A 17117-nucleotide genomic window follows, 5' to 3' on the forward strand; every position below is an offset into this window, starting at 1 on the left:
TTTTTATATGTTTATTTTTTATTATACTTATTATTATACTCGTTGCTATGTATTCTTCTGCAATATTATTAACTTATTGTCCTTTAGATTGCACATCTACCAGGATAGATATACAGAAGAAAAGCTAGGAGTTAAGAAAAAAATCAGTTTGGCAAATACTTCGATCACTGTAAAAGCATATTGTGGATTCAAAGCGACAACTAGGACTAGAGGAGTAAATAAGACATAATAGGATATGGTTTAAAAATTTAGACTTATCAAGACCACGTTCAAATTTTCAGTTAGATATAGAAAACCTTTCTAAAGGCTATATTTCGGGGTAATCCCTCAGGCACACTTTTTTAACATCATTAAGAGCTTTCAGAATATGACGAATTCTGCGTTCTACAAGCTTTCCTTTCATACACCAGTAAAATGGCCTGTTGTTCCCTACTGAAGGAAATTTAGTACAGGAAATATCAATTGGGTGGAAATAAAAGATAGTATGTCCTCTTTTCAAACTCTGGATAAGCCCATTCAATACCAGAGGAGCTCCAAGAAAGCGGAGTATCGGGCCTCCTGAAGCTGGAATTTTAAGTACATTCTGATAATATGCCCAGGGAAACTCAATAAAATTTCTATCGCCGCCTACCTCAAGCCCGTTCTTTAAAGGGTAGTAAGGAAAAGATGAGACTGTCTTAAGGAACGAATCTGTTTTATTATAAAGAGAATTTACGGAAACTGAGGAATCATATTTGAACCCGATGTTTTCAAGTGAATCCAACATCCAACCACCTACAAAAGCATTTGGTGCCCTGTAACCTGCTACTCTCTCTCCACTAACTTTTTCAAGAATTCTTTTCGCAAGAAATGTTTTCTGTTCGAATTCCTCGTTACTCATTAATCGTTCCTTTGTCTCAGGATTGATTTTGCAGGCGTGATGCAGGCCATGACATGCAATTTCATGCCCTTTTTCCGCAATTGACTCGACAAGTCCAGGATAATGTTCTACAATATCCGCAACTACAAAGAAAGTAGCAGTTACGTTGAACTCATCGAGAATATCCAATGCCCGTTTTGTAGGTTCAGTAAGGTAATCGTACCTACCGTCCCATTGTTCAAAAAACTCATTCACAGTCCTGTAAACAGCGTAAGGAGAACTGCAGACTGAAGGAATATGGTACCAATCTTCAAGATCCACTGTAACTGAAAAACTCCCCCTCATAAGACCCCGCCGCGCGACCAAATGCGCTTATAATGACATAACAAATTTCTGACTTATAGTGAAATTACATGCGAATAGAAGTAAATGAGAAGCCTACTTTGTAAAAATTGTGATGCTTATAAAAGGGCAACAAGAGTATAAAAAAATTTTTGATGATTTAATTGAAATAAAAAGTTGGAAATAATCTTGAGAAGTATTTTTATATTTAACACTGAAAATTTAATTAAGAGTCCAAAAGGACAGATGGATATAAATATAGGATCAATAGACAAATTTTTATTTTGAGAACCTGGAGAGACTGATAAAATTTAATTTGATATTATTTATATCTCATAATAAATTACTCGAAAATGCAGGAATCTTTTATAGTATGTCCGAGCCACGCCCGAATCCTACAGAATAAGTTGCAGTGTGATATCTGACACTAAAGGAACTATAAAAGTTGAAACCGAGATAAGTGTTACTATTTTGCAGGAAGATTGAAGAAACAGCTAAGAATACATTGCCCGAATCTAATTTCTTTACATATAAAGAATAAGTTTACTGTATAAATTTATTAACTAGTGATCATTGCTTAAAAATTGTAGGATCAAAGTTCATTAGCGCACCTCGCTGCAAGTAATGGAGTATTCAACTGAAATAAACTTCTTGTATACTGCCGTAATTAATAGATCTTGTTTTGTATGTTTTCCAGAAGCTTTAGAGGCTTTAAGAAAAAGAAGCTGGTAAAGTTTTACATTGGTTAACCATACAGTCTACGAGATCAAAAAGAAATATTAATCTATATGCTAAAATTTAACTGATAATATTCTCTGAAGATAGCTTTTTTCATGCCTTGAGAGTTGAGACTAAAAAAGTATAGGAATAAGAATGAATGGAAAAAGTCTGAGACATCGATGGCAAAAAAAGAAAAAAAAACGTATTCTACTTTACAATTTTAGTTTTTTTGATCGCATTAGGGACAACCGCTCTTTCCACAACATCGCCTAGTATAACTGTTTATGTTTCTGCCGACGGAAGAGGGAATTTTAATTGCGACGGAAGTAATGACCAGATAGAAATAAACAAAGCTTTCACATATGTTGCAGAAAATCCTCAGTTCACAACCGTTTATCTGAAGGGCCCCAATACATACATCATCTCGGACAGTATTTTACTTGGAAACAACACTATTCTGGCAGGAGATTCTACAGCCGTAATCAAACTTGAAGATAAAGCAGGCTGGTCAAGGAATAAACCCCTAATTACGCAGATGAACAGTTTTGGAAATCAGAATATCACTATAAAAGGATTCGAAATCAACGGGAATCATGACAAGAACAAAGAAAAAAAGAGAGGAGAGGGATATTACAATCAGATTTGTTTCTCTAATTCCAGCAATATTCAGGTTCACTCTATGTACATGCATGACGGGCATGGAGATGGGCTGAAGATAGAGAGAAGCTCTAATATTCAATTTTACGATAACCAAGTATATAAACTGGGGCATGATGATCTTTTTGCCACCGATTGCCTGAACGTTGAAGCCTGGAATAATACAATAACCTGCAGGACTAACAGCGGTTTTAGAGTATGGAACTCAAACCATGTAAAATTCCATGATAATGTAATAGATTCCTTTTACCACTGGAGTGCAGGCGGCTCTGGAATTCAGATTGAGAAAACAACAGGCGTAATGAATGACATAGAGGTGTATAATAATACTATTCATAACACCTATGGACCCGGGATATGGCTGTTAGGCTATGGTAATTCTTACCCCAGGGAAGAGGCAGAGAATGTACATATTCATCACAATATTTTCTATAGCACCGGCACTAACCCAAACATAGATTGGGTAGGTGGTATAGTAACAAGTGGATTTTACAATACCCTTGTTGAGAATAATGTATTTGATGATACGTATCATGCTGCAATTGTCCATATGTATCCTACAGATGCTTCTACCGATCTTTCACCCAAAGATACAGGATATACCACAATTATCCGCAATAATATTATTGTAAACACGCTGCAACGTAAGAAAGGCCCTGACGGAACGGGATACGCAGTGATTAATTCTCTGCCTGAAACGCATTCCTTTGTGCTTGAAAACAACTGCCTTTACAATAACTCCGCAGGAAACTACAATAACGCCAGCTCGACAAGCAACATCTGTGTAGACCCTCACTTTGCAAACGAGAAAAATCACGATTATCATCTGAAATCAACAGGTGGAAGATTGAATGGAAAAACGTGGGTAAAGGATACTGTAAGTTCTCCATGTATCGATGCCGCTTATCCGGACTCTGACTATTCAAAGGAGCCAGGAAATAGTGGAAATAGGACCAACATAGGCAGGTATGGAAATACTGAATGGGCTTCTATCTCAGGAAATAGGCTCGGGTATGTTGTATGGTGGAACCAGCTATTTTCACCAGAATGGAAAACTTTCAGACTGCTACTGAAGATGTTTTTCTTATTCTGCTTTAATGTGTTATATTAAAGCTTCCTTAGCTTATTTTAGTAGCAGAATATTTAGCTAATTAGAAAAAACAGGATTTTATTTTAGTAGCAGAATATTTAGCTAATTAAAAAAACAGGACTAAACAATATATAATATTACCTGAACGTGATGTTCATTTACGGAGTGTTCACTTATTAGAATCAGGGATTATTTTTTGCAATTTGCGTAGCTGCAACTATAATACCATCTGATCCTTTAGTGCTTATTTTTTCGGCAGGGATACCTGCAATCGAGATACCTTTTTCATAAAACGATTTATTTACGACCGAGTTTGCCCCAATCGCTATATCGTCGGCAATTACGATATTTCCAAAAATTTTGGCACCAGGCCCGATATATACATTATTTCCAATTTGTGGGGCTGAAACTTCAGCCCGGCTAGATCCTATATTAGTACAGGCATGTATTCTGCAGTTTTCTCCAACCCTGGTATTTTTGTTTATAATGATAGTTCCTCTATGGGCGATACACAATCCTGGACCAAAGACATTTATTGGGATACTGAACCCTAGATGGACACTCATCGTGTAGAACCTGAATAATAAGTATTTGAGATATAACTTGGAAATTAGAGATTTCTTGCAGTTGTTAAAGTACTCAGTTTTTCGTAGTAATCTCTGAAATTTCCATATATCGTCACCAATTAGTCTAGGGCTTCTACAGTGTTTACCTAAAGAAAACTTGTCTGCTCTGACATAGAAATCGTAATCTGCTTTTGATTTAATAATAACTATACCCCTGTACTTACTTTTGCAGAATTTAGAAGTTTCGATATATCCTAGAATCTGCTAAGTTTAACTTCCCAAACACCCTGACGTGAAATATAGGCAAACCGATAAACCCTATGGATTAAAGAGATTTACGAGCTCAGAAGCCTAATACATACAACCGTAGACAATTCAGTTAATTATGGCAAGGATTTATATAAAAATTAGAGTAAGAGTGCTTCTTATAAAGATTACTTATTAATGGTTAGTTAGTTTTACTCCAACATTAAAGTGAAAATTAACAAGCTAATTTTTAAATTAGAGTTGACCTCAAAACTCAAAATTACATCTCATAATCCACATTCTGAAAAATCGATCGAGTTTTTTATCGTGGGAAATAGTTCTGAATATCCTATCAATTTGGAAATAAAATTGATTTTGGGATGAGCTCATTCAAGAAATTAAAATCAAATAAATTTTAAAAATTTAGACTTCCCATGAGTTTACTTTAATTTTCAAAGTTAAGATGTACTTCTTAGAACTCTAGTCATGGAATTTAAACAACAGGAAGAATGCAAATATTTTCAAGGAGGTTTTAGTTACAGTTTTGAAAAGATAAATTTTTTAATATTGAGGAATTATAGTTCAATGTATTGGGGATTTGAGATGAATGGAAAGGAGCAAACATATGAATGGGGAGACAAAAAAAAGTTATTGTTTCTTAGTATAATTTTTGTTTGTATAATTGTAAGTATAACCCTTACTCTATCAAAGACATCCTGTACAACAGTTTATGTTGCTACCAACGGGAGTGGAGACTTTAACTGTAATGGAAGTGACGATCAGGTAGAGATAAACAAAGCTCTTGCATATGTTGCAGAAAACCCAAAATTCACAACCGTTCATCTGAAAGGCCCCAGTACATACATCATCTCGGACAGTATTTTAATTGGAAACAACACTATTCTCGAGGGAGATACGACAGCTGTAATTAAACTTGAAGATAAAGCAGGTTGGCCTCTAGAAAAACCTATGATTACGCAAATGGACAGTGCTGGAAATCATGATATTACTATAAGGGGATTTGAGATTGACGGAAATCACGACAAAAATAATGAAAAGAATAGGGGGAAAGGATATCACAACCTGATCAATGTCCTTAATTGCGAGAATATACAGGTTCACGATATGTATATGCATGACAGCCATGGCGATGGGTTTAAAGTCGTAAAATGTTCAGGTGTTAAGTTTTACAATAACCGAGTATACAAGTTAGGGCATGACGTCCTCTACGCTATCTATTCTTCGAATATAGAGGCCTGGAATAATAAAATAACGTGCAGAACGAATAGCGGTTTGAGAATTTACAATACAAACCATGTAAAATTCTATAACAATATAATTAACTCAGAAGGAGAGGGCGGGGCAGGAATTGAAATCCAGAAAATTGGCCCGTCAACTGTGATGAATGATATTGAAATCTACGATAATCTGCTATATGAGACGAACGCAGCAGGTATATGGATTACAGGCTACGGGGCCGGGTATTCAAAAGATTCTGCAAAAGACATATTCATACACCATAATAAATTTTATAAAACCGGTACTAACGAGGGTGCGGACTGGGCAGGGGGCATAGTGCTTAATGGTTTCCAAAATACCTTGATAGAGGACAATAAATTCGATGGATGCTATGGAGCTGCTATTGCCCATAAACAGGTCAGTAATGAATTTTCGGCCCCAGGTTCAGGCTATACAACTATCGTGAGAAATAATATAATAATTAATACACAGTCCAGTCCTGCAGCTGGGGAAGGATATGCTGTATACAACCAGCTAAAAAATACTCATTCCTTTATCCTGGAAAACAATTGTCTTTCAGGCAACGCCGGTGGGAACTATATGAGTGCAAATTCTACCTCAGACATTGAAGCTGACTCAGAACTTGCAGCAAAGTTGAACACCAACGAGACTTTGGGTAAGGACTTTCCCTGGAGTGAAGCTATGTCTACTGGACCACAGACGCCTTATGAGATAAATGAAAGCAAAGTCCAGACCGAACAGGAAGAAAGCTTCGAGTTGAGCCTTAAAAAAGCTTTTTCAGAGTTTAGAAAGTTCCTGAAAAAATTATTATTAAATATTTCGATGCAATTTGATAAGGCAGAAAACCTCAAGGTTGCTTTACCTTTCATTATTTCTGACAATCGGCTGAGAGAAGAAGCCCCAAATACCACTTTTAGTGATAGTGAATATATCGATGTCGGAAAAAAATCCGATGGAGGCATTTACAGAGGTATTATAATCTTTGAGCTGAGTTCACTTAATCATACTGACCAGGTTGAAGAGGCCACTCTATCTTTATTCTGGTACTACCCGGAGAACCAAATAAGATCAAAGGATACTATACTGGAAGTATACAGACCTATGAAATGGTGCAGAGAACATGTTACCTGGCAGCAGAGGGAATCTAATGACCCCTGGAAAAACTCTGGAGGGGACTGGTATGACAGGAATGGGGTCTTCCAGGGAAACACCCCATATGCCACGATAACTATCAGTGGAGACGAGAACCCTGATAACCGCTACTACGATCTGGATGTAACAGAACTTGTGCAGGAATATATAAGTGGAAAGTATGAGAATACAGGTTTCCTTATAAAGGCTCGTGAGGAAGATGAAAACTATATAGCGTTCTACAGTTCTAACTGGCAAAATAAAAGTCAGAGACCCAAACTCACTATAGAGTATATCTGAATGTCGATAAAGTTAGTCTGGAAATAGTTTGATTCATGAAGAAAAAAGCAACGTTTAGATATAAATAAAGAAGTATTTAATTTTTAATGCTACACTTCGTACATCTAGGATTACATTGGGGGTTACCTTTAGTGTTTGGGATTTCCATACCCCAACTGAGGGTTCTGGTAGATCCGAAATATCTCTTTATTGGAATCTCCTGCCTAACTTAATAGACAAAACAATAGGGAAATCGGGCAGTGTCTCGGATTTACTGTAAAATTGAAGCAAAGTTTTTGAATACTATGAAGAAATTGACCTCCAGAGAGAGATTTTCTATTCAATAACTTTTTGAGATTTGTGATTTTACCGAAAAATCGGTACACTGTCATTCAAAAAGGAATGTATGAAAAAGGAAATTAAAACAAAAAATCCGGAAGAATAATCTTCCGGACTTTAACGAGCAAGTCCTACTCTTTCATTCATTTTCTTCTCGACCTGCATATCGAAAAGCATTCCGAAAAGGAGCATCTGAAGCCCCATGCCCAGTACAAGGAAACCAAGCAGAGGATAGTAGGAAGGAAGAGGATTTTGCAACAAGACCTGCAAAAAGCCCCAAAATCCTAAAATAACACCCACAGGCAAGGCAACCATTCCAAGGAAATAAAATAGTACAAGTGGATGGAAGTCCAGCACCGTATATTTGACCCTCAGTCTCCATAGAAAACCTCTAAAGATCATAGGAGCTACTTTGCGAATAAACTTGCCGTAGTGAATCTTCGATCTCTCTCTACCATACCGGGCGGGCATTACCACATCTATCACTCTCATTCCAAAGGCATTAAGCTTGATCAACAGATCGTTACAATAGCCATAATAAGGATAGACTGAGTCTAAATCGATGACCTCCAGGGCCTGCCTGGAAATAGCTGTATATCCATTTTGAGGGTCCATAACCTGCCAATAACCGCTGCCTATTTTTGTAATAAAGCTGAGGAGAAGATTTCCAAGAGATCTCCATTTGCTCATTCCGGCCCTAAAATTATCAGTGAGTAATCTGTTGCCTTTTGTATAATCAGCTCTTCCTTCAATGATTGGAAAAATCAACCTGGGAAGTTGAATAGGATCCATCTGATTATCTCCGGCCATAACCGCAACAATGTCCATCTCGTCTTTCAGGGCAAGTTTATACCCGTCAATTATTCCTGCACCTACCCCTTTGTTTACTTCATGGAGCAAATAGACGATTCTGGGGTCTCCGAACTTTTTTACAATTTCTCCTGTCCGATCTATACTACCATCATCGATTACGTAAATTCGGTCCACATATTCAGGGATACCACTTAGAGTATCACCTATAAGCAACTCCTCATTATAAGCAGGCACAACAACTCCAATACGCGTGCTCTCAAGCTTCCTGAATATAGGATCCACATCAAAACTCAGATAGTTAACCTTGAGTCCTTCGGTTTTCGCTGCAGAAAGCAAAGACTTTAAAGTTAAATGCTGCCCACTTGAACTGATTTTCTGCATTGAATCCGCAGCTATTGCAAGAAAGCCTATTTTTTCCTTAAAAGTACTTTTTCCATTAAAGAGCATTACTGTTTCCTGCTCACAAGAAATGCGACAGGGCCACGAACCCACAGATAGGTCAAATCCGTGTCTTAAAGGCTCAAGGACATGAGAAAGCAAATCCATATCCTGTATGCATTCCGGATAGATAAGAACCACAAGTTCAGAATCAAGAGATGCCTTGTAGAGGACATCAAGTAATGCCTCCTCCCCACTGGAAACAGGAACAACTCGTGCCCCTCCCAAAGCAGCTACTTCCATAGTTCGATCGGTAGAGCCTTCATCAAGAACGAGTACACGGTCCGCGTAACTTGCCGCAATCAAGACTTTGCTTCCAATTGAAGTTTCCTCGTTCTGAGCTGGAATTAAGACGGTAAATTCATGCCTGAGCAACCTATCGGGAAGTTGAGATGACGAAGATACTATGCTAATAGGATCAGAGATTAGAGAATTAAGACCAAGAGTAAGGGCTGAAAACAAACCCAATCCACCCCCTTATACATATGCATATGCTATAACCCCCTTTATCTGTATAAGTGGAAAAATATTAAAGGCTATCATACTAAAAATTGTTGTAGTAATATATATATAAGGTTAACATTTAACAAAGATATTCGCGTAAAAATATTAATAAGGAAAAATTATCCTTACAAATGATCTCTATGAACAAAAATAAAAGAAATTAATTGACTGGCTAAGACCTCCTCATACAATCAATAGTAGACAAACCGTAATTTATATAAGTAAAAAGATATAAAAATATAAAAATATATGATTTATTCATATAAATAGTAGATTTATAGACAAATTGAGCAAATTTTTACTGAACTGGTTTTTTAAATAGAATATTTTTCTATTTTTTTGAAAAAATGATTTTGAAGATGTAAGACTAACGAAAATAAAATCGAAGAATGATTCAAATAGAAAAGAACAAAGCTTGCCACTGAAATAATTATTGAAATAAGCATTAATGTATTGTTAAGGCAATTTCACAAGTCTAGCAAGGGTTTGAAGTGTATTGAGAGAGATAATTTCATACGGTATAAAGGTGTTTGATGCTTCCCTGCAAACTATAATTCCTAATATCGGATAAGCCGAAACTTAGTGAGCAACTTTCTAGAAGGCAGCTACCAGAAATACTAAGGATGGAAGATACTGAACAACTCAAATATCAGCAGGCAAAATGAGCAAAATAGTACAATAGTGAGAAAAACTAGAAAAAATATTAGTTAGATGCCAAAACATACATCACAATAATTTTTATGTATCAAGAGGCAAACATTACATAATAATGATGACTGAAGAACCTTTACATATCGACACGGCGATAAAATATTTCTGATTATTCCGTTATTAGTATGGCAAATCTAATAATTAATAGAATAATTTATCTTTTTTTAGATAACTAAAATGAAACATTTTTTATAAAAGATGACAGAATATGGAAAAACCTGTACTGGAGAGATAGAAGACAAAATATTATAACAGTTAGGATTTGAAAGATATAAGATATCTGTGAAAAATATATATTCGGGGTTTCCGTGGGGACGAGATTGATATGACAGAATCATCGAGATAGGTTCCTAAATAAAAATAACAAAAATAGAGTGGACCAAATATTTAATAAAGTTAAAGATCCAAGAAGTATGGTTAAGGGGGATACTTTGATCAAAAAAGTGAAACAAGACAAAGAGCTGTGGTAGCTGTTTACAAAAATGCGGGTCTCAGCTATGATTCCACTTTCGGATACCATGATTGTTTCAGGTTCAGGAATGGAATGCACCATCCTTTCAGTCCATATAACCTTAACACAAGAAAAAAATTGATATCCTTGAAATCTCACTGAGCATAATGGATACCACTCTTTTCAACCAGATGCATCTCTACTTCAATCAAGTATGGAAGCTTATGGAAAAACTCATTGATACAGTTGAATTTCATAGAGGCGTACTTGCGGTTCTCTGGCAATACATATATGCAAGGGGATTCCTGGAATTTTACAAAAAATTTTTCAGTGCTGCACTGAAAAGGTTGCCTGGAACATCGGGAACTGAAGTATACAGATGGTGGAAGAATAATATAGAAGTTAAAGCAGGCTGAAATGAGAAAGGAAAAGGACATGAAAGGGGAGAAAAAGTCCGTAAAAAGTCATTTGGAATTACAACAAAGAATATTTTGTGTTGAAAAAATAAGTTATAAAAATTATTATGTTGTGGGGTTGTATGGAAACTGCAAAAGGGTACGTGGAGAGAGTTACAACAAATCTTGATGTGATTCTCAGCGTCATGGGATTCGGTTTAGGATTATTAATTATCTCTTTGTACTACATCATCGACCTGAACCAGAAAGATATTGGAATTGCCATTCTTTCCTCCTGTTTGATCTACTTTATATTTAGAAATAAATTTAAGAGTGAGACCGCAATATCTTCCCGAGAAGACAAATTTAAAAGTATACTGGAAATCTCGTTTTATCTCATTTTTCTGGCATGCGTTTTCATATATAGCACAAATCTGTACTACAGACCGATATCTTCCTTTATATTGATATGTATCCTTGCAGCCATTATCGCCTCCCAGATTCTTTATGTTAGAGAAGGAGACGGAGTTACCTCTTTATTATTGCAGATATTCCTGCTATCAATTCTTATCAGAGTTGGAATTTTTTATAATTTTCCAAGTCTAATGGGATATGATGCTTATTTCCATGCCAGTATGGCAAGGGCAATTACTGATACCGGATTTGTTGCTCCGATTGAAACAAGCAGTAAGTACTTCTACTACCCACTTTTTCATATTTTTGTTTCAATTATTCAGGTAATGAGCGAAACCGACATCAAAGACGCAATATTTTATTCCATAGGGTTTGCCAGTGTTTTCAGTACTGTAGGCATTTATCTAATAGGAAAGAAACTTGAAGGCGTTCAAATGGGGCTGCTGGCAACTTTACTGATAAACTTAAATAATCATAATATCGTCGCAGGCATTACGAATATAACTCCTGGTTCTCTTGTTCTTTGCTATTTTATATTCATTATATACGCGATCTTTAGCGAGAAACAGAGCTTGAGGTATACAGGATTTATCCTGTTAATTACTGTTCTAATGGTTCTGACCCATCAGTTGACAACTTTTGTGGTATTTCTTTCTTTAGTCTCAATTTGTGCAGGCAAATATCTGCACAATCATGTATACAAAAGTCTTTTCGCGAAAACAAACAATTTTAATTATATCCTCTTCTTTGTTATTAGTTTACAAACATACTGGATGTTTACGTATGTTAACTCAAATACCTCGTTTCTTGAAATGGTTCTCAGTCCTCTAATGGATGTCCTTCAAATCGGATCAAGCTACTCAAGTGCTGAACTTATTATGGGTCCCTTAAATAATCAGGAAACACTGGAAACGCTCTTACTCCATATAAGCTATCTTGCTCTACCTTTTTTCGCAATAGGAGGGGTATTAGCATGGCTTTCTCGCGAAAATATCAAAAAAGTCAATAAGTTTTCTATTGCTTTAGTTGTTATAATACTGTACGGTCTTGCCTATGGAATTCCTTTACTTGGAATGAGGAATTTCCTTACAAGCCGATGGTTCCCACTGATAGCAGTGTTCCTGGTACTTGTATCCGCCTCATATATGTTGAAATTGGTAAGTCTCCTTGACTCAAAAAAAGCAAAGATCCCTGTGATGTTCACAATTATTCTTCTATTTTCGTTTGTAATGGTTACAACCCCAGGCATAAATAAAGACAACCCACTTGTGGCAAAGGACACAACCGTAAGAAACCAGTTTAAAAGTATTGAAATCGAGGCCATTAAAACAGTAACCGTAAAGTGCTCTGGTAATATTTTGATGGATTCCCCATATGACAGTTGTCTTTTTTACAGGGACAGAGCATATGATACCAGGAACGCAACATATTTTAACATTCAGCATATACAGACTGGAGAGATTGATGGCGATCCTACGATTTTGCTGAGAAAATCAACTGTTAAAGAACCTATCTCTATCAATGATCCTGAACGCTATGGAATAAATATTATCCAGACATTGCCAGAGGGATTTTTCAACAGATTCAACGCACATGATTATGCCCGAGTATATGATAACGACGAGGTATTTGCTTACACAAAGGAAGGAAAAACGACCCGAAACTGAGAACCCAAGATAATCTTCGTTACTTATTGCGGAATGGAAAAAAGCCCACATGCTGGGATTTATGTTTTAAAGTTGGAAATAATTATGTCAAACTTTATCGGTAATGTGTTAAAACTTGTATCAGGAAGTGTTGCTGCACAGATTCTGGGTATACTTCTTGTACCAATAGTCACTAGGATTTACAGCCCTGACGATATGGGAGTCTTTCAGCTTTTTGTGGCAGTATCAGGCATACTGGTAATTTTCTCTACTTTTTCATATCAGTTTGCTATTATGTTACCAAAATCCGAAGAGGATTCCGCAAATGTGTTTTTCCTTTCCTCTATTTTAGTCACTTTTATATCCATACTCATAGCTGTAGCAGTGATAATCTTTCCAGAGGATATTGAGCATATTATTGAGTATATATTTCATACGAAAGGATCCTCAAAATATTTAATATATCTTCCTGCAATAGTATTCTTCAATGGCCTTTTTTTCGTGCAGAATTACTGGCTTTCAAGAAAACTACGTTTTGGAGTTATTGCAGGATCCAGAGTGTTAAATGCTTTATCGGCCAAAGTGCTTCAGTTAATTCCTTTCTGGACTGCATCGCCTTTGGGTCTAATAGTAGGTTATACCCTTGGATATGGACTTGCAGACCTTTCCATGCTCAGAGGTGTAAAAGAAGACTTTAAGGTCTTCAGGAAAATATCAGTTAAAAAAATGAAAGAAATGGCGATTGAATATAAAAATTTTCCTTTATTTAGTTCATGGTCTACACTTGCAAATACGATTTCTCCACAGGTGCCTACCTTCTTGCTCGCATATTTTTACAGCACAAGCGTTGTTGGATATTTTTCACTTGCAAATCAAGTAGTAAATATGCCCATGGGACTTGTTGGAACCGCTATACAACAGGTTTTCTTCCAGAAAATCAGTGAGGTGAAAAATGGGAATTCGAGCGGCGATATGAAAGCTATTGTAAGCGAAGTTTACAAAAAGCTAATTTTAATAGGAATATTCCCTATGATACTCCTGTTAATTCTGGGAGAAGAAATATTTACGTTTGCTTTTGGAAAAAACTGGTATGTAGCAGGCACTTATGTAAAAATCCTTGTGCCATTCATATTCCTTGTTTTCCTTGCCTTGCCTATTTCAACTCTCTACAGTATATTTGAAAAGCAAAAAGTCTGGTTTACTTACAGTACGGCTCTTTTAATCTCAAGGTTCGTAGCACTTGCTATAGGAGGAATTTATGCAAAAAGTGCTGAGTTTTCCCTTTGCTTGTTTAGCTTCACAGGAGTTATATTTGCTCTATGGAATAATGCATATTTGCTTAATCTTGTAGGGATCAGTAAAAGGAAAAGTTTGGAAATTCTAATTAAATATACAGCAATTGGGGCAGTTATCTCAATCCCAGTGATTCTACTAGAAATGCTCTCTGCAAATTTTTATATCATTATACTTACAGCTATTATCATGACCCCTATCTATTATGGGATCGCTCTTCGTGACGATCCTACATTCAAGAAGATATTTTCAGCCTTTCTCGTGAATATAAAAAATAGAACCTGAAAGGGTTTAATTTCCTATTTAGAAAAAAACTTATTGAAAGTTGATCTCTTAAGAATCCCATTTATAGAGAGAAAGTAGAGTTTCAGTCAGGAATAAAAAAGGCTCTTCGTTATTTTGTGTGGATATCTTCATAATATTCTTATAAAAACCAATGAGGTCCTGAATTGAGAATCATCTTATCCATACATAATGGCAAAGAGCCAAAAAAGGAAAGACCACTAAAAAACAATGAAAAAATAATTTCGGGATTTTCCCGACTTTTATATTTTTAAAATTTCGGTTTTTGTCAGTAAGTTTCGTTGTGAGTAATTTTATACAGGGTTTTTGCGATTGAATATTTTTTGCTCTCTAGAGTCACACTATAATAGGGAATTAGCTCAGGAGAAAAGCCCATAATGAAATCCGCAAACCTAGAAATATTTGCTGCCATTACGTTCATGTACTCGAAATTTCGGGACTTTAGGTCAAGAAACTCGTTATAATACAGAAGAGCGTTAGGACCCAAACGGCCAAAATCCGGGTTCAGGGCTGAGGTCCAGGTTACAGTGCACTTCTTTCCATATAGGTTTAAGTGAGCTGCAATAGCTTCGCCCTCAGGAGTCTCTGTGACAAACATATAGCCAATATCTTTTTCCTGAATTAGCTTAAACACTCTTTCGAAGAATCCTCTGGGAAGAGGAGGGGCTAATTTCTGTTTTTCGTAGACCATTGAGAGCAGATGGTAATATGTTTCAGGATCGTTCCAGACCCTGGTTTTAAGTCCTGCCTCATTTGCAGTTTTAAGTTCTCTTCGAATCTTTCTTGAAATGTTATTATCTACATCTTCGTTCAGATTCAAATAATGGGTATAGTGCACAGTGGAGTCCCATCCGTTCCACGTAAAAGGTCTTACATCTTTAAACCCTGGAGCGAACGCAAGGTGAATACTATCAAATCCCTGCTTGCAGAGGAATTCCCTGAGAGGATTAAGAATGTCGTGAACTTCCTGTACCCGTTTACTTGCTTTGGAGCTATTACTCTCTTTTATAAGAGGCCCGCTGTAGCTGGTCATATTACAGGTAGAATTCGCTACTTTCAAAGCTCCTTTGATATTTTTAACAAAAAGAGGACATCCTCCCACAAGCTCGTCTTTTCTGAAACAACCATAAATTTTAAGATCCTTCGATAGGACATCTCTACAAATTCCAAGCCATTCACTGGTATGAAAGAGTGTACCAGGTTGAGCTTTTTCTACGAGCAAATCCCATTCATTATATTCAGATGGCGCTAATTCTCTAACTTCAATTTCGTCCATTTTAAGCCCCGTTCAAATAGATGACTATTATTACTGATGAGTTATAGGAAAATACAAGGGTGATTTAAATAGATGACTATTAGTATCCTGATGAGTTATATTATCCTGATGAGTTATAGGAAAACATAAGACTGATTTCAAGCCCTCATTTTTTGGCCTCAATTTCTAATTTGCAGACTTCGTTAACCTTTTTCGCAACGCTATACCAGCTGTAATTTTCAATAACATAACTTAAACCTTTTGAACCCAATTTCATTCTTAAATCGGGATTTTCAAGTAACTTTAAGATACCTTCTGCAAGAGCACCCTGGTTTTCAGGAAAGACAGGAACTCCACCTCCAGAAGCTTCAAGTACGTCGGATACGCCACTGATATTGCTTGCAACTACAGGTTTTCCGCAAGCCATGTATTCATATAACTTCAAAGGAGACAAGCCTATTTTTGCGTTTCTGGCAAATATAAAAGGAGCGGTACAGATATCGCTGGCATTAATGTAGAGAGGCACACGATCGTAGGCAATCACACCCGTAAAAATGAATCTGTCCTCAATTCCGAGTTCCCGGGAGAGCTTCATAAGATCGTTTTTCATGGCGCCATCTCCAACAATCAAAAAGCGACATTCTGGAAATCTAGGAAGTACGGATGAAGCTGCCTTTATTAGATACTCGACACCCTGCCAGGGAGCAAGATTACCCACAAAGCATACAAAAGGAATTTCAAGATCCAGACCAAGTTCTCTTCTGCAGGTTTCCTGTTCCAGAGGTCTGAACAGGGAAGTGTTTGCCCCATTGGAAACCACGACTATTTTTTCTCCAGGGATTTTATAGTCCTTCTCAAGATTTGCTTTTATCCCAGGAGTCACAGAAATTATTTTGTCCGAAAACCCGAGAGCTTTCTTAAGAATAAACAGTTTTAACCTAGCATGTGTAGAGAAATATCGGTTTGAGAAATTACTTCCTTTTCTGGGATGCGAGAATTTATTTCCTTCAGATTTTTCCCTGAGAAGGTTCTTTTCGTCTTCAGGAATTCCATTTAATTCATAAACAATTCTTTTGCATTTGCTTTTACAGAATAGTCCAGCAAGAAAGCCAAAATTAGGATTGCGAGTATATAGCACGTCAAAAGTTTCGGAACCCAGAAGGTATATGGAATTTCTGAAATAGCTCAAAGTAAGTGAGAAGAAATTTCCAGGAGGGACATAATGGCTGTGAACATTGACCATGCTCGAAAAGGAAGTATGACCAACAGTAAAAATATGAATCTCATTGTCAAGTCTCGCAAGATTACTAACAAGCTCGTACCTGTGAATAAGCGAGCCATCAGCAAGAGAAAGGGGCCTTACAATATCAAGAAAAAGTATTTTCAACTTATCACCTGTAAATAA

The 17117-nt window shown here is 36.5% G+C and carries 11 protein-coding genes; 6 read left to right on the top strand and 5 right to left on the bottom strand.

The features are described from left to right. Positions 1–307 precede the first annotated feature (307 nt). Complete coding sequence (locus tag A9239_RS12705; RefSeq protein WP_048122377.1) at positions 308–1204, bottom strand: polysaccharide deacetylase family protein; 897 nt, start codon at positions 1202–1204, stop codon at positions 308–310. A 946-nt stretch (positions 1205–2150) separates the two neighbouring features. Here A9239_RS12705 and A9239_RS12710 point away from each other — a divergent pair. Beyond that, positions 2151–3689, top strand: a complete 1539-nt coding sequence (locus A9239_RS12710) for a right-handed parallel beta-helix repeat-containing protein (protein ID WP_230629032.1) — start codon at positions 2151–2153, stop codon at positions 3687–3689. Between the two features lie 161 nt (positions 3690–3850). Here the strand turns inward: A9239_RS12710 and A9239_RS12715 are convergent, their stop codons facing one another. Next, positions 3851–4234 (bottom strand): serine O-acetyltransferase, encoded by a 384-nt coding sequence (locus A9239_RS12715; RefSeq protein WP_080941604.1) that lies wholly within the window; start codon positions 4232–4234, stop codon positions 3851–3853. Between the two features lie 849 nt (positions 4235–5083). Between A9239_RS12715 and A9239_RS12720 the strand changes: the two genes are divergently transcribed. After that, complete coding sequence (locus tag A9239_RS12720; protein WP_048122381.1) at positions 5084–7171, top strand: disaggregatase related repeat-containing protein; 2088 nt, start codon at positions 5084–5086, stop codon at positions 7169–7171. Between the two features lie 435 nt (positions 7172–7606). Here the strand turns inward: A9239_RS12720 and A9239_RS12725 are convergent, their stop codons facing one another. Continuing rightward, positions 7607–9208 carry a glycosyltransferase gene (locus A9239_RS12725; RefSeq protein WP_230668971.1) on the bottom strand — a complete coding sequence of 534 codons (1602 nt, stop codon included), beginning with the start codon at positions 9206–9208 and terminating at the stop codon, positions 7607–7609. A 1422-nt stretch (positions 9209–10630) separates the two neighbouring features. On the opposite strand from A9239_RS12725, the gene A9239_RS19625 reads away from it, so the two are divergent. The 4 genes from A9239_RS19625 to A9239_RS12740 all read left to right on the top strand — a co-directional run bounded on the left by A9239_RS19625 (position 10631) and on the right by A9239_RS12740 (position 14439). Further along, positions 10631–10822: a hypothetical protein gene (locus A9239_RS19625; protein WP_176722145.1), complete on the top strand. Its 192-nt coding sequence runs from the start codon at positions 10631–10633 to the stop codon at positions 10820–10822. A 1-nt stretch (position 10823) separates the two neighbouring features. Next, positions 10824–10991: a hypothetical protein gene (locus A9239_RS19630; RefSeq protein WP_176722146.1), complete on the top strand. Its 168-nt coding sequence runs from the start codon at positions 10824–10826 to the stop codon at positions 10989–10991. Further along, positions 10945–12882 carry a hypothetical protein gene (locus tag A9239_RS12735; RefSeq protein ID WP_048122383.1) on the top strand — a complete coding sequence of 646 codons (1938 nt, stop codon included), beginning with the start codon at positions 10945–10947 and terminating at the stop codon, positions 12880–12882. Before A9239_RS19630 ends, A9239_RS12735 begins: the two co-directional genes overlap by 47 nt. An 84-nt stretch (positions 12883–12966) precedes the next feature. Next, positions 12967–14439 (top strand): lipopolysaccharide biosynthesis protein, encoded by a 1473-nt coding sequence (locus A9239_RS12740; protein WP_048123629.1) that lies wholly within the window; start codon positions 12967–12969, stop codon positions 14437–14439. A 286-nt stretch (positions 14440–14725) separates the two neighbouring features. Here the strand turns inward: A9239_RS12740 and A9239_RS12745 are convergent, their stop codons facing one another. Both A9239_RS12745 and A9239_RS12750 read right to left on the bottom strand, forming a co-directional pair. Then, entirely contained in the window at positions 14726–15733 is a 1008-nt protein-coding gene (locus A9239_RS12745) for a GNAT family N-acetyltransferase (protein ID WP_048122384.1), read from the bottom strand. Between the two features lie 145 nt (positions 15734–15878). Then, positions 15879–17099: a glycosyltransferase family 4 protein gene (locus A9239_RS12750; RefSeq protein ID WP_048122385.1), complete on the bottom strand. Its 1221-nt coding sequence runs from the start codon at positions 17097–17099 to the stop codon at positions 15879–15881. Positions 17100–17117: the final 18 nt, after the last annotated feature.

Source organism: Methanosarcina sp. A14 (assembly GCF_001729375.1).
GTDB lineage: Archaea > Halobacteriota > Methanosarcinia > Methanosarcinales > Methanosarcinaceae > Methanosarcina > Methanosarcina barkeri.